The following is a 16,232-nucleotide window of genomic DNA, read 5'->3' as shown; positions in this document are numbered from 1 at the left end:
ATGTTATGAGGTACAGTTATCGAAATTTTAAGGGTTGAGTGCCTTCCCATGAAAAGCCTGAAAAATGGGGATTATAGCGTGAAAAATGGTTTTCCCATTACCAATTACCCATTACCCTTCTGCCGCGCGAAGCGCTGTATTATTCCCATTACCCATTGCCGCGCGAAGCGCTACGGGAGTGTAAGAGAGGAATCAGATAGGACATATCAGAAACTTGCAAGAGTTTTAAGGTACGCGATAGGGGGATTTTCACCCAAGTGGGACGACGGGTGAGTTCGTAGGAAATGGCGTAGACTGATTTTTCCAGGATGTAAGCGTCGAGTAGCACTTGAGTTTCCCTAGGAGTATCGGGGAGGAAGTTACCTTGACTGGCGGTTTGCAGATAGGCTTTCACAAATACCAGGTTCACCCAACTGCACCAAAAGTCTGACCATTGCTCCATTTCGGACAAGTTTTCTGGGTCAATCATGCCATTATCGACTTCTTGTTGCAGGGCGACGCTGGCGGCATAATGGAAGGATTGTATCATTCCGGCCACATCCCGCAGGGGCGATCGCTTCATCCGTCGTTCGCTTAAGGGGCGGTTAGTTTCCCCTTCAAAGTTGGTAATCACAAATTCTTTGCCGGTATAGAGGACTTGTTCTAAGTGATAATCTCCATGACAACGGGTTCTCAGGGCAGTGATTTTCAAGTTGATGACAGAGCTAAAGCGCTCTAACAATTGGTCTTTGCGATTCATTAAGTCCATGGCGATCGGTTGCCAGTCTTCCGGTAGTCGGTTGAGACGCTTTTGCAAAAACAGGAGGGTTTTACCGCTCAGATTCCGCATATATTGGTAAATCGACCGTTGGTAAAAAGATGAAAACGGTTCTGGGGCAAAGTGGCGATTTTCGCTATCGGAGGCTAGGGCTAAATGGAATTCAGCCATATATTGGCCCAGACTTTCAGCCGAACCCAAGTAAGACCCAATGAGGGAGTAAACGATTTCGGGAATCTCAGCAATGGGATCGTCGCCCTCTGGGTCGAGGTCACTGGGTTTGGAGGTCACATCCAGGGTGAAATCCTTGAGGGTGGGCAAGGGAAGATCGGCAATTTCGGTGGGCGTGGCCATCACTTGCTCGAAATAACCGCGCAAATTATCGAGGGTGTATGACCAACCATCGCGGATATCGGGAATAAAGTCGCGCAACACGCCAATGGTCATGGAGGGTTTACCGGGGCGACGATATTCTAGGGAACCATAAAAGGGAGTGATTTGGCCCGATCGCAGGGAGAAAGTTTTGGGGCCCAGTTCAATCTCTGAGCTGAGTCTACGGGTGAGAAATTCCCCTATTTCTAGATCGGCGTTGATTCCTTCTTCGATTTGGCGGAAGAGTTTGAGAACCAGGTGATGGTCATCGCTTTCGCCACTATGGGGATCGCTGTAGATAATTGAGGTATGTTTATGTTCGCCTCGCAGGAGGTGGGGGTCTATAGATTGAGTTCCTTGGTCAAGTTGTGGGGGACTGTTGAACAGATAGGGGACAATTTTACCCGCGATGCCTTGATATTCCCAACCGTTGGCGATCGCCTCTAACATGAAGTTGAGGAAGTCTGGATCGGCACTGGCTTCATGTAAAATACCCGTTTCACCCGCTTCTTGCACGTTGATTTTGGCAATCATAGACTCCCCATGGAGGGGAAGTTCATCGGCGCTGATGGCTTCGTAAGCCACAGAAAAGGCATAGATTTCGGCTGCACCTTCGGTATAGTTGATCTGAATAAACAGGATCTGAGCTTCCCGGTTTTGGTAAGGAATGGGAATCACATCAATAATTTGTGTGGATTGAATGGTACGGGATTTACCGGTAAACCAGGAGCGGGTAATCAGATAGTTAGGCAGATGCAGTTCAAATCGGGTTTTGGGTTCATTTTGATAGAACGCGCTCGGCCAGGGGCCGGTGGGCACATCTAAGGTGGGCAGTTGGGTAACGGGGACGGGACTGGGGGTGATGCTCTCTTCGACTTGTAGGGTGAACCAGTAGAAGGTATAGGGACTGAGGCTGAGAAAATAGGGCCCATCTTCAATAGTGGGAAATTCCGTCCGCCCAAAGATTTCTATAGGGGTCATCCCTTGGAAGGGAGACAGATCTAGCTCTACGGTTTGTACAAACCGGGAGAGGTTAGAGACAATCAGGATATGTTCTCCGGCATAGGTGCGGGTAAAGGCCAGCACTTTGCGGTTATCGGGATAAAGGAATTCAAAGCTGCCGCGGCCGAAGGCTTGGAAGCGTTTGCGGGTGGCGATCAGCCGTTTCATTGACCACCAGAGGGCATTGGTATTGCTCCGTTGGGCTTCCACGTTGATCGCTTCGTAGTGGTATTCGGGGTCGAGAATAGGGGGAGCATAGAGCCGTTGGGGGTTGGTGCGGCTAAATCCGGCATTGCGATCGGCGCTCCATTGCATGGGGGTACGGACTCCGTTGCGATCGCCCAAATAGATATTATCTCCCATGCCGATTTCATCCCCATAATAGAGGACGGGAGTTCCCGGTAAGGAGAAGAGCAGACTATTGAGCAATTCTATCCGGCGGCGATCGTTATCCATCAACGGACTCAAGCGGCGACGAATCCCCAAATTAATTCTCGCTTGTGGATCTTGGGCATAAACCCGATACATATAATCCCGGTCTTCATCGGAAACCATTTCTAGAGTCAACTCATCATGATTGCGCAAAAACAGGGCCCATTGACAATTATTCGGGATTTGGGGCGTTTGTTGTAAGATATCGATAATCGGAAAACTATCTTCCATCTTCAGCGCCATGAACAGACGGGGCATCAGGGGGAAATGGAAATTCATATGGCATTCATTGCCATGGCCAAAATAGGCCGCCGCATCTTCAGGCCATTGGTTGGCTTCCGCCAGCAACATGCGGTTGGGGAATTTAGAATCCATATGGCTGCGAAGAGATTGCAAAAATTCATGGGTTTGGGGTAAATTTTCACAATTGGTTCCTTCCTCCTCGTATAGATAGGGAACCGCATCTAAGCGCAGACCATCGACTCCCATCTCCAACCAGAAATCCACGACTTCTAAAACCGCTTTTTGCACCGCCGGATTGTCATAATTTAAATCCGGTTGGTGAGAATAAAATCGATGCCAATAATAGGCATTCGCCACAGAATCCCAAGTCCAATTAGAATGTTCAAAATCCTGGAAAATAATCCGAGCGCCTTGGTATTTTCTAGGGTGATCGTTCCATACATAAAAATCTCGCTCTGGTGACCCTGGAGGCGCTTTTCTGGCTCGCTGAAACCAGGGATGCTGGTCAGAGGTATGGTTAACGATCAATTCGATGATCACCCGAATGCCCCGTTTATGGCTCTCGCGCAAGAATTCCTTAAAATCGTCTAGGTTTCCATAAATGGGATTGACGCTATTGTAATCGGCAATATCATAACCGTCATCTTTGAGAGGAGAGGGGAAAAAGGGCAGTATCCACAGGGCAGTGACCCCTAATTCTTGAATATAGTCGAGTTTGTCCTTGAGTCCACCAAAATCACCGATGCCGTCTCCGTTGCTATCGGCAAAGGCTCGGACTGGAACTTCATAAATAATGGCATCTTTAAACCAAAGGGGATCGTCTTTGAGGATGGAGTGGCGCATTTCTTCTATTGTCCAATGTTCTTGACTTTTCATTTTAATACCTGAAGGAAAAAATCGGGGTAGCCCAGGAAAATGAGCAGATGAATAAAAAGGCAACCTATGGCTCCCAAAGGTCGCCAGAGCGATCGCCGGGGACTTTTTGCCTTATTCTATGGAGAGGTACGATCATCCGTATCTCTTGTAGAGTTTGTAATTCCTATGGCTTTTGAACGCGCAAGTGGCATCTTATTACACCCGACCTCCTTGCCCAGTTCCTTCGGAATTGGGGATTTAGGAGAGAATGCTTATCGATTTGTAGATTTCCTCGCTCGGAGCGGGCAAAAAATATGGCAAATTTTACCCCTAGGGCCAACCGGTTATGAACATTCTCCCTACACTATGAATTACAGCGCTTTTGCCGGTAATCCCTTGATGATTAGCTTAGAGCAATTAGCCGCAGAGGGATTATTAAATTCTGAGGAATTAACCCCTCTCACTGGAGAGGATGTTTCCGGCAACCGGGTTAATTTCGATCGAGTGATTCCCCATAAGTATGGGTTCCTCAAACAAGCCTATGCCACCTTTAAGGAACAGTTGACAGAAGAGGAAAATTCTGCCTTTACTGAATTTTGTCAGCAACAGGCCAGTTGGTTGGATGATTATGTGTTGTTTATGTCCCTGATGGAGGAAAATGGGGGACAAGCTTGGAATCATTGGGAACCGGCGATCGCTCGTCGCGAACCCCAGAGCCTAGCCCGTAAAAAAGAAGCCCTTGCTGATTCCATCCTATACCATCAATTTCTGCAATTCAAGTTTTTTGAACAGTGGCGAAACCTGCGCCAGTACACCAACGAAAAGGGCATTCAAATTATCGGCGATGTGTCAATTTATGTCTGCCACAATAGCTCGGATGTCTGGGCAAATCCCGGAATTTTCAAGTTAGATCCCCAAACCTTAGAACCCGCTTGGATGGCGGGCGTTCCTCCGGATTATTTTAGTGCGACGGGGCAATTGTGGGGCAATCCGGTTTACGATTGGGATAAATTACAAGAAACCAATTATGCTTGGTGGATTGAACGGTTCCGAGCGACGCTGCAATATGTAGATGTGGTGAGAATTGACCATTTCCGGGGCTTTGAAGCCTATTGGCAAGTGCCAGCCGGAGAAGAAACGGCTATGAATGGGGAATGGGTGAAGGCTCCGGGATTTGAGTTTTTCCAAACCTTGGGGGAAGCATTGGGCAGTTTGCCGGTGTTGGCGGAAGATTTGGGGATTATTACGCCGGAAGTGGAAGAGTTGCGGGATCATTTTAACTTTCCGGGAATGAAAATTCTCCTCTTTGCTTTTGGCGGTGGAGCTGATAATGCTTATTTGCCCCATAATTATCCCCAAAATGCGATCGTCTACACGGGAACCCATGATAATGATACGTCAGTGGGCTGGTGGCAAAATGCGAGTGAAAAAGAAAAACAGCATTTAGCCCAATATCTGGGTTATGCTTCCCCGGAAGAAATTACCGAGATTTCTTGGCTGTTGATTCGCACAGCCTTAGCTTCTGTGGCAGTTTGGGCAATTCTTCCCTTACAAGATTTATTCAGTTTAGATAACCAAGGACGGATGAACGATCCCAGTGTTAGCGCTGGAAACTGGCGTTGGCGCTATGATAATCCGGGGATGTTGAGCGATGAATTAGGCGATCGCCTGCGGCACTTAACCCAATCCTACGGTCGCTAATACCCTTGCTCTATAGAGAATAGCCGATTACAGATCCCCCCTTCTTAAAAAGGGGGCTTTTACCGATTACCGATTACCAGCGCGTAGCGCTCCTGACTTTCGCAACTTGACCGGAAAATAGTACAGTAGATCCAAATTCTCAAACTTGTTGTTCGTATGAATCACCGTGGTGTTACAATCTGGTTTACCGGTCTCAGTGGCGCTGGTAAAACGACCATTACCCAAGCCTTGGAAAAAAAATTACGCGCTGCTGATGTTAAATTAGAAGTCCTAGATGGCGATATTGTCCGCACCAACCTGACCAAAGGCTTAGGCTTTAGCAAAGAAGACCGAGACGAAAATATCCGCCGCATTGGGTTTGTTTCCCATTTATTAACCCGCAATGGAGTGATTGTTCTAGTCTCTGCCATCTCTCCCTATCGAGCCATTCGGGAAGAAGTACGCCAGAGGATTGGCGACTTTGTGGAAGTGTTTGTCAATGCTCCCCTAGCCGTTTGTGAAGAACGGGATGTCAAAGGATTGTACAAACGGGCTAGATCTGGAGAAATTAAGCAATTCACCGGTATTTCCGATCCCTATGAACCTCCAACCAAACCCGAAATTGAATGCCGCACGGATCTCGAAGAGTTATCTGAAAGTGTGGATAAGGTTTGGAATAAATTGGTAGAAATGGGTTATTTGCAATAGGCAGGTGATGCCGGTTATGTGCCGGTTTATGGTGTAGGGGGGAACGGCTGTTCTCCCCTACGACTCAGACGCTCCCACTATCAAACCTTTACCTGCTAATAATAAAGCAGTAGGGATTGACTTAGGTCTGAGTAGCTTGGTGATTACCAGTGATGGAGAAAAAATTCCTAACCCTAAACACCTGAAGAAACACTACCGCAAACTCAGGAGACTTCAAAAAAGTCTATCTCGCAAACAAAAAGGTTCTAATAATCGGTATAAAGCTAGGGTCAAGTTGGCTAAAGCTCACCTAAAAATTACTGATACACGAAAAGACCATTTACACAAGATAACTACTCAACTAATTCGTGTTCATGTCCGCTTTGCGGAAAAACCAAACTATCGTAGTTGAGGGCTTGCCGTGTCAGTCTGTGGAGCAAGTGTAAGACCGGAACAGAGTAAATCTGTTCCGGCAACTGCTATGAAGCAGAAACCTAAAGCCTCCTGCGGAGGTAGCTCTCGCTAACGTGAGGTTTAGGAATCCCCTCGCCTTTAGGCAGGGGTGGATGTCAAATCTGAGGTGCGCTCATCCCTTGAGCGAGTTGACCGGGAACCTCTTCGATCGCTACTGATGAGGGTTCAACTAAGGTGGGGACAGCATTGCGTAATCTGGCCGTATATTCCACTGTGGTGGGATCGTAGACCTGAGTGATAATTTTCGGATAGAGTCCGATGCCGATAATGGGAACGAGCAAGCAGGCAATAATAAAGACCTCGCGGGGTTCCGAGTCTACTAAGACTTCATGCTCGACTAATTCCTTGTTTTCGGGGCCATAGCAGATTTCTCGCAACATGGATAGGAGATAAATCGGAGTTAAAATTACACCGATCGCCGCCAGGAAGACGACCAGAACCTTAAACGTGGAACTGTAGGCATCACTGGTGGTAAAGCCGATAAATACGGTTAACTCAGCCACAAAGCCACTCATACCGGGAAGGGCTAAGGAAGCCATGGAGCAAGCTGTCCACATGGCGAACATCTTCCGCATCTTCAGACCGACTCCGCCCATTTCATCCAACATTAGGGTATGGGTGCGATCGTAGGTGGCTCCGACGAGGAAGAAGAGACTGGCTCCGATTAAGCCGTGGGAGATCATTTGTAGCATTGCCCCACTGAGTCCCAAGTTGGTAAAGGAGCCTAAGCCAATGAGAACAAAGCCCATGTGGGAGATGGAAGAGTAGGCAATTTTGCGCTTCAGGTTCCGTTGGGCAAAAGAGGTGAGAGCAGCGTAGACGATATTGACTACCCCTAGGATGACCAAAACGGGAGCAAAGACGGCGTGAGCATCGGGTAACATGCCTGCATTCATGCGGATGAGGGCATAGCCTCCCATTTTGAGGAGGATACCGGCTAGTAGCATGTGTACGGGGGCTGTGGCTTCACCATGGGCATCGGGGAGCCAGGTATGGAGGGGAAAAACGGGGAGTTTGACGGCGTAGGCAATGAAGAGGCCAGCATAGAGGAAGAGTTCTAGGTTTAGGTTATAGTCCTTAGCGGCGATCGCCTGCATATCAAACGTAACAGTATCCCCATAAAACGCCATTGCCAAGGCCACCAGCAGGATAAACAGGGAACCCCCTGCCGTATAGAGGATAAACTTGGTGGCTGCATACAGCCGTTTTTTACCGCCCCAAATGGAGAGCAGAAGATAAACGGGAATTAACTCCAATTCCCAAACCAGGAAAAAGAGCAACATATCCTGAACCGCAAAGACGGCAATTTGTCCGCCATACATGGCCAACATCAGGAAGTAGAAGAGCTTGGGCTTCATGGACACGGGCCAAGCGGCTAACATGGCCAAGGTGGTGATAAAGCCCGTGAGGATAATCAGAGGCATGGATAGGCCATCTGCACCCACTGACCAATTGAGGTCAATTTGGGGAACCCAGGCATATTTTTCTACTAATTGCAACCCTGGTTCATTTAAGTCATAGCCAGTGCAGAAGGCATAGACAATAAAGGCAAAGTCAATCAGTCCGACAATGAGAGAGTACCAGCGTACTGTTTTCCCGTCCTCGTCTGGAATAATCGGTAGAAGCAGAGAGGCAAGGATGGGAAACAAAATAATGATTGTTAACCAAGGTAGATCAGTCATAATTGCTTGCGTTAGATAGGGGCATGGTGGGATGGGGGAGTGGGGGAGTGGGGGAGTGGGGGAGTGGGGGAATGGGAGGATGGGCGAGAACTTTGAGTCTTAACCTATTACCCATTACCAATCACCCATTACCCATTACCCAATTAGCTAATGCCAGAGAAGATCACTAATCCCAAAACTGCGCCAAAGACGATGAGGGCATAGAATTGGGCGCGACCATTTTCAAAATATTTGAGACCTTCACCGGTGATCAAGGTGACAAATCCGGTTAAGTTGACCGCACCATCGACGACTCGGAAATCGACTTCCATTACCTGTCTGGCAACCCGGCGCATTCCCATGACGAAGACGGAATCGTAGATTTCGTCAAAGTACCATTTGTTGAGAGACAACTGATACAAGGGTTGAATGGATTTGGCGATCGCCCCTGGATCGATTTGACGACTCAGATACATGAGCGAGGCCAGGGTAATGCCGATTAAACCAATCCCAACCGAACTTCCTGCCATGGGCAAAAATTCTGACCATTCAAACTCGGCTGCGGCTTCGGCCATGTCGAAGGTTTCGCCGGGAGCATGGATAAAGGCTTCAAAGTAGTTGGCAAAGGGAGTGCCCACCAAACCCACTAGCACGCTAGGAACGGCCAGGGTCATCAGGGCAAAGGTCATGGAGAGGGGAGATTCATGGGGACTACTTGCATGATGATGATCGTGGCCATGGTCGTCATGATGATCGTGACCGGCATCAGCCGCTACACCTGCTTCCTCGCGGACGACTTGACGGATGGCTTCATCATTGCCCTTAAATTTGCCTTCAAAGGTGGAGAAATACATGCGGAACATATAGAAGGCAGTAATTCCAGCCGTTCCCCAACCGATCGCCCATAACAGGGGATTTGCAGCAAACGCATTGCCGAGGATTTCGTCTTTTGACCAGAATCCAGCAAAGGGAGGAATCCCACAAATGGCCAGAGTTCCGATTAAAAAGGTGGTTGAGGTAATGGGCATATATTTCCGCAGGCCGCCCATCAGCCGCATATCTTGGGCTAAAACGGGGTCATGGCCGACGACTCCCTCCATGCCGTGAATCACGGAGCCGGAGCAGAGGAAGAGCATGGCCTTAAAGTAGGCATGGGTCATCAGGTGGAATAAACCGGCGCTGTAGGCTCCAATGCCCATGGCCATGACCATGTAGCCCAGTTGGGAAACCGTAGAATAGGCTAATCCTTTCTTAATATCATTTTGGGTTATGGCAATAGTCGCGCCTAAGAAGGCGGTAAAGGCTCCCGTCCAGGCGATCGTATCCATGGCGACGGGGGTATGCTCGAAGACGGGGTACATGCGAGCAACTAAGAACACGCCAGCCGCTACCATGGTGGCAGCATGGATCAGGGCAGAAATGGGGGTGGGGCCTTCCATTGCGTCGGGAAGCCACACATGGAGCGGGAACTGGGCAGATTTGGCTACGGGGCCTAAAAAGACCAAAATGGCAAATAGACCGGCCAGAGCGCTAGATATCACGCCGTCTGAGACTAAATCGGCTAGGTTTTCACCCATGACTTCAAACTCAAAGCTGCCGGTCGCCCAGTAGAGGCCGAGGATACCGAGGAGGAGGCCAAAGTCACCGACGCGGTTCACGACAAAGGCTTTTTGACAGGCTTCGGCGGCGGCGGGGCGATCGTACCAAAAGCCGATCAGCAGGTAGGAACACATCCCCACCAATTCCCAAAATACATACACTTGCAGCAAGTTGGGACTGACGACTAACCCCAACATCGATGAGCTAAACAGGCTCAAATAGGAATAGAAGCGCACATATCCAGCATCGTGAGCCATGTAGCCATCGGTGTAGATCATCACCAAAAAAGCCACGGTGGTTACGATCGCCAACATCACCGACGTAAGGGGATCGATCACATAGCCCATGGTGAGATGAAAATCTCCAGCCGATGCCCAATCTAAGGTGTAGGTATAGACTTCATGGCCTTGAATTTGGCTCCATAAGAGGGCAAAAGACAACACCATGGCAGCCCCTAACAGGGATACAATCACCCCAGCGTTAATTTGCCTTAAGCTATTGGTTGCTTTGTTGAAAGATATTAAACCCAGGCCAACCAGCATCGCCCCCAATAGGGGCAGTACGGGGATTAACCAGGCATATTCATAGAGTAATTCCATTGAAAATCAGCCTATCTGAAAATGTCCTATTTCTGGTTGAAAACCGTTCATTATTGTGGCATACCCCTTGCCCTGTTGAACTAAAGTTTATTTTAAGATCTGCCGAGAAGCCATGATGGAGAAGGATAGGGAAAGCAGATCGGGGGGTTTCCTCGATAGACTAGAAACGAATTTGGGGAACTCCCTCATAATGAGAGAAATGAATCAGGAGAACTGCAACGCTTATGTTTCTAGATGACTATCGTCAACATGCTCAAGAACGCGCTGCTCTCGGTATCCCTCCCCTACCTTTGGATGCCGCCCAAACCTCCGAGCTGTGCGAAATGCTGAAAAATCCCCCAGAGGATATCAAAGAAGAATTGCTGATGCTCTTGCGCGATCGCGTTCCACCAGGAGTCGATGAAGCCGCTTATGTGAAAGCCGGTTTCCTCACGGCTGTAGCTAAGGGCGAGATCGACTGTCCCCTCATTTCCCACCAGGGGGCGATCGACCTGCTCGGAACCATGGTGGGAGGATATAATGTGCAATCCCTGGTTGAGATCCTCAAAAGCAATGATAATGGCCTGGCGAGTGAAGCGGCTGGCGCTCTGAGTAAAACCACCCTCGTCTTCGATGCCTTTAACCAAGTTCTAGAACTCTCGGAAGTCAACCCCTACGCCAAACAAGCGATCGACGCTTGGGCAAACGCCGTCTGGTTTATCCGCCGTCCCAAACTCCCCGAAGCCATCACCGTCACCGTCTTCAAAGTGCCCGGAGAAACCAACACCGACGACCTCTCCCCCGCACCCCACGCCACCACCCGCCCCGATATCCCCCTCCACGCCCTAGCCATGCTAGAGTCCCGGATGCCCGAAGGCCTGGAAACCATTGCCAAACTCAAAGAAAACGGCCATCCCGTCGCCTACGTCGGCGATGTCGTCGGCACCGGTTCCTCCCGCAAATCTGCCATTAACTCCGTCCTCTGGCACATCGGCGACGATATCCCCTTTGTACCCAACAAACGGGCAGGAGGATACATCCTCGGTGGTAAAATTGCCCCCATTTTCTTCAATACCGCCGAAGACTCTGGGGCACTCCCCATCGAATGCGATGTCAGCAAACTCAACACCGGCGATATCATCACCATCCATCCCTACAAAGGGGAAATTACCAACCAAGCCGGAGAAGTTGTTTCCACCTTCACCCTCAAACCCGAAACCATCCTCGATGAAGTCCGTGCCGGTGGACGCATCCCCCTACTCATCGGGCGCAGCTTAACCGATAAAACCCGTGAAGCCTTGGGGTACGAACCCAGTCCCCTCTTCACCCGTCCCAGTCTGCCCAACGATACCGGTAAAGGCTTCACTCTAGCCCAGAAAATGGTCGGTAAAGCCTGCGGACTCCCCGGCGTGCGTCCCGGAACCTCCTGCGAACCGATCATGACCACCGTTGGCTCCCAGGATACCACCGGCCCCATGACACGGGATGAGCTGAAAGAACTGGCCTGTTTGGGTTTCAACGCCGATCTCACCTTACAAACCTTCTGCCATACCGCCGCCTATCCCAAACCCGTAGACATCAAAACCCACAAGGACTTACCCGACTTCTTCTCCACCCGCGCCGGGGTTGCCCTGCGTCCGGGAGACGGCATCATCCACTCCTGGCTCAACCGGATGCTCCTGCCCGACACCGTAGGCACAGGGGGCGACTCCCACACCCGTTTCCCCCTCGGTATTTCCTTCCCCGCAGGTTCCGGGTTAGTAGCATTTGCCGCAGCTCTGGGAGTGATGCCCTTGGATATGCCAGAGTCGGTTTTGGTTAAGTTCACCGGAGAGTTGCAACCGGGGGTTACCCTGCGCGATATCGTCAACGCCATTCCCTGGGTTGCCATGCAGCAAGGTAAGCTCACCGTTGCCACCGAGAACAAGCAAAATGTGTTCAATGGGCGCGTGATGGAGATGGAGGGCTTACCGGACTTGAAGTTAGAGCAAGCCTTTGAGTTGACGGATGCCACGGCAGAGCGTTCTTGTGCCGGTTGTACGATTAAGCTGAGTACGGAAACTGTGGCAGAATATCTGCGCTCTAATATTGTGCTGATGAAAAACATGATCGCCAGAGGCTATCAGGATGCGATGACTTTGACTCGTCGTATTGCCAAAATGGAGGAATGGTTGGCAAATCCTGAGTTAATGTCAGCCGATGAAGATGCCGAATACGCTGATATTATCGAGGTGAATTTAAGCGAGATCAAACAACCCATTGTTGCCGCTCCCAATGACCCAGATAATGTCAAATTAATGAGCGAGTGTTCCGGGGATACCATTGATGAGGTATTCATCGGTTCTTGTATGACCAATATCGGCCATTATCGGGCAGCCGCCAAGATTTTGGAAGGGGCAGGAACGGTAAAAGGTCGCCTGTGGATCTGTCCCCCAACCCGCATGGATGAACAACAGTTACGGGATGAAGGAATGTACGGTATTTTCGCCGCTTCTGGCGCAAGAACAGAAATGCCAGGATGTTCCTTATGCATGGGAAATCAAGCCCGCGTGGAAGATAATGCCACAGTTTTCTCGACTTCGACCCGTAATTTTAATAACCGCATGGGTAAGGGTGCTAGGGTCTATTTAGGCTCGGCTGAGTTGGCTGCGGTGTGCGCTCTTCTGGGTAAAATCCCCACAGTAGATGAGTATTTAGATATTGTTGCCAAGAAGGTCGATCCGTTTAAGGCTGAGTTGTACCGTTACCTGAATTTCAATGAGATTGAAGGTTTCGAGGATTTCGGTCGCGTCATTCCTGTAGAGCAGATGCCCAAGTTAGAGGAGGCTGTGGTGTAGTATAATCGTTAGGGTGAGCCGGATGACGGCTCACCTAGAAATAGAGTTCCTAGCATTTAATAGACATCTGGAGTTTGTACTCATGGCTTTCAAAAAAATACAATACACTAACATTTGTCCAGAAACACCAGAAGCTCTTTATAGAGATCTTAGAAACCGTAAAATCGAAGGTTTATTATCTCATCAAGCAGATGTTTTAAGAGCATATACTGAAAAAGGACTAAATGAAAAAGATTTAGCAATTCAATTGCCAACCGGGAGTGGAAAAACTTTAGTTGGTTTATTAATCGCTGAATGGAGACGACGTAAAAACAAAGAAAAAGTAGTTTATGTTTGTCCAACAAAACAGTTAGCCAACCAAGTTGTTGAACAATCTCTTGATAAATATGGCATAAAATGTGATGCATTCATTGGAAGTCAAAGAAATTACTCGGCTAAAATAAAATCTGCATACAATAATGCTGAAACATTAGCTGTTACTACTTATAGCGCATTGTTTAATACTAATAGTTTTTTTGATAATGCGGACATTATAGTTTTTGATGATGTTCATTCAGCAGAAAATTACATTGTAAAACACTGGTCAGTATTGATTAGTCGTCGCAAACAAGAATCAAAGGATTTATTTGAAAATATATTAACTCTATTAACACCTGTTCTCCCTACAGAAGATAAAACGAGAATGTTATCTGACAGTCCAGATATATCAGATTTACAATGGGTTCAAAAACTAGCAACACCGAGGCTCTATGATTTGCATTCAGACTTAATTCAGTTATTAGATCAATATACTAAGGATACGAATAGTGATATTGATTCAAACATAAAATATCCTTGGAGTGTGATCAGGGATCACTTATTAGCTTGCCATTTCTACTTTAGCTATAATCAGATTTTAATCAGACCTTTAATACCTCCAATAACAAGTCACCTTCCTTTTTTTAATCCCATACAACGTATTTATATGTCTGCAACGATGGGAAAAGGAGGAGATTTAGAAAGATTAATAGGCATTGAAAAAATATATCGTTTGCCTATTCCAGAGGGTTGGGATCAGCAAGGTATTGGTCGTAGATTATTGTTGTTTCCTGAAATGGAGTTTAATGAGTCACAAGCTTTTGACATTACAATTGAAATGATAAAGAAAAGTCATAGAGCTTTGATTTTAACTCCAGACAATGATCAAGCTAGTCTTTTCAAAGAAAAAATCCAAAAAGAATACAAAGTTTTTGAAGTTTCAGAACTGGAAAAATCAAAACAAAATTTTGTTAATACTGACAAAGCAGTAGCTATTGTTGCAAATAGATATGATGGGATTGATTTAATTGCTGAAGAATGTCGTCTTTTAATTATTAAAGATCTTCAAAGAGCAACTAATCTTCAGGAAAAGTTTCTTGTTACTCGTTTAGCTGCTGGTATTTTATTAAATGAGCGCACCTTAACTAGGATAATTCAGGCATTAGGGCGCTGTACAAGATCTGCAACTGACTATGCAGCAGTTATTATTCTTGGTGAGGACTTATCAAAAATATTGTCTGAAAAGGGGAGATTCTTACATCCTGAGTTACAAGCTGAGATTAATTTTGGATATCAACAATCTAAAGAAGTTGAAAAAGAAGATTTTATCGATAATCTAGATATTTTTTTCAAACATGGAGAAGAGTGGAATAGTGCAGATGAAGAAATTATAACGTTAAGAAATTCTTGCCATCAAGAAAATCTTCCTGGTATTGAAACGTTAGAATCAGCAGTGACTCATGAAATAAGATATCAATATGCTCTCTGGCATAAAGATTATGAGAAAGCGATTGCCGAATGCGAATCTGTATTAACATCTCTTGATGATGATACAGATAACGTTAAGGGATACAGAGCTTTTTGGAATTATCTGGCAGGTAGTGCAGCATGGCTTGGAGCGAAGGAATATAATTCAACTTCTATAGAAAGTAAAGCAAGAACTTTTTTCAAAAAAGCCTCTGAAATTGCTCCAGAAGTTAATTGGTTTATTAAGCTATCGAGATTACAGACTGACGGTCAAAATCCATCAGGAGAAGATCCAAGCTGGATAGTTGTAATTGAAAATTTAGAAACTCAATTAACCAAACTGGGGACTCGTAATAATAATAAATTCGACCGAGAACTAAAATTTATAACGAGTGGTATTATAAACCAAGAAATCACCCCTGAAACAAGTTCCAAAGAAAAAAATAAATTATCTAGTAACTTTGAAGAAGCTCATAAGAGACTAGGGACATTATTAGGATATAAAGCAGGTAATGTGAATTCTACTGCAACTCCCGATCCTTGGTGGATAGTTGGTGATTTTCTGTGTATAGTATTTGAAGATTTTTCAAGTGCTACTCCAGAAAAAGTATTGCCAGTAGATAAAGTTAGACAAGCTGTCTTACATCCCAATTGGATTAAAGACAACGAAAAGATTGAGCTATCGATATCAGCACAAATCACTCCAGTTATTATTTCTCCCTGTTCAAAAATAGATAAAAATGCTTTATCTCATGCTGAAGGGGTATTTCATTGGAGTTTGAAAGACTTTCAAGAATGGACCTTCAGTGCAATTACTGCTGTTAGAGAATTGAGGTCTAGTTTTTCTGGAGAAGCTGATATCGAATGGCGAAAACAAGCTATCCAAAAATATAGGGATAATAAAATTGATCCTGAATCACTTTTAGCTTCTTTAAAGTTAAATCCTTTAAGTCGTCTACCAGTAGATTAGTAACGTGACTATTTTGTTACTCAAATTAAGATCCGGTGTTAGCATTTCACAAGCCGGAAAATCGGAAGTTTACGGAGTTTGCGATCGCCTGATGGGGTAGAGTGGGGAGAGGGCGATCGCTGGGTCTGGAGGGGCGATCGCCTGTCAAATTTAGGCTAAACTCAATGTTTATGGAGAGTTGCTTAAGGGGTGACAAGGCAGCTCAAAGGTCGCTATAGCGACCTTTTTCGGTGGTATTTTGCCGAAAACATCAACTGAAAGGCCGCGATCGCTAAAAGAGGTAAAGTGGTCTGGTAGAGACCACCAAAAATGCAAATGTTC

At 46.9% G+C, this 16,232-nt stretch carries 7 protein-coding genes and 1 pseudogene; 5 read left to right on the top strand and 3 right to left on the bottom strand.

Translation table 11 applies throughout. The features are described from left to right. Nucleotides 1-148 precede the first annotated feature (148 nt). The gene (gene treS, locus PJF56_RS03125; RefSeq protein WP_347179429.1) at nt 149-3,649 is read right to left on the bottom strand and encodes a maltose alpha-D-glucosyltransferase; all 3,501 of its coding nucleotides are present in this window, start codon (nt 3,647-3,649) and stop codon (nt 149-151) included. 198 nt (nt 3,650-3,847) lie between these two features. Between treS and malQ the strand changes: the two genes are divergently transcribed. The 3 genes and pseudogenes from malQ to PJF56_RS22015 all read left to right on the top strand — a co-directional run. Continuing rightward, complete coding sequence (gene malQ, locus PJF56_RS03120) at nt 3,848-5,362, top strand: 4-alpha-glucanotransferase (protein ID WP_283761183.1); 1,515 nt, start codon at nt 3,848-3,850, stop codon at nt 5,360-5,362. A gap of 156 nt (nt 5,363-5,518) precedes the next feature. Next, nucleotides 5,519-6,049 (top strand): adenylyl-sulfate kinase, encoded by a 531-nt coding sequence (gene cysC / locus PJF56_RS03115; RefSeq protein WP_283761182.1) that lies wholly within the window; start codon nt 5,519-5,521, stop codon nt 6,047-6,049. A gap of 67 nt (nt 6,050-6,116) precedes the next feature. Continuing rightward, nucleotides 6,117-6,462 (top strand): annotated as a pseudogene (locus PJF56_RS22015) (RNA-guided endonuclease InsQ/TnpB family protein); the annotation flags it as partial. Between the two features lie 135 nt (nt 6,463-6,597). Here the strand turns inward: PJF56_RS22015 and PJF56_RS03110 are convergent. Together PJF56_RS03110 and PJF56_RS03105 are read right to left on the bottom strand one after the other, a co-directional pair. Next, nucleotides 6,598-8,184 (bottom strand): NAD(P)H-quinone oxidoreductase subunit 4, encoded by a 1,587-nt coding sequence (locus PJF56_RS03110; RefSeq protein WP_283761181.1) that lies wholly within the window; start codon nt 8,182-8,184, stop codon nt 6,598-6,600. A 143-nt stretch (nt 8,185-8,327) separates the two neighbouring features. Next, nucleotides 8,328-10,361: an NAD(P)H-quinone oxidoreductase subunit 5 gene (locus PJF56_RS03105; RefSeq protein ID WP_283761180.1), complete on the bottom strand. Its 2,034-nt coding sequence runs from the start codon at nt 10,359-10,361 to the stop codon at nt 8,328-8,330. Between the two features lie 224 nt (nt 10,362-10,585). Here PJF56_RS03105 and acnB point away from each other — a divergent pair, with 224 nt between their 5' ends. Both acnB and PJF56_RS03095 read left to right on the top strand, forming a co-directional pair. Continuing rightward, complete coding sequence (gene acnB, locus PJF56_RS03100) at nt 10,586-13,177, top strand: bifunctional aconitate hydratase 2/2-methylisocitrate dehydratase (protein WP_283761179.1); 2,592 nt, start codon at nt 10,586-10,588, stop codon at nt 13,175-13,177. Nucleotides 13,178-13,259: 82 nt separating this feature from the next. Beyond that, nucleotides 13,260-15,911, top strand: a complete 2,652-nt coding sequence (locus PJF56_RS03095; protein ID WP_283761178.1) for a DEAD/DEAH box helicase — start codon at nt 13,260-13,262, stop codon at nt 15,909-15,911. The last annotated feature ends 321 nt before the right edge of the window (nt 15,912-16,232 follow it).

This window comes from Roseofilum halophilum BLCC-M91 (assembly GCF_030068445.1).
Classification (GTDB): domain Bacteria; phylum Cyanobacteriota; class Cyanobacteriia; order Cyanobacteriales; family Desertifilaceae; genus Roseofilum; species Roseofilum halophilum.
The sequence above is the reverse complement of the archived record's forward strand: the minus strand, read 5'-3'. Positions and strand labels throughout refer to the sequence as shown.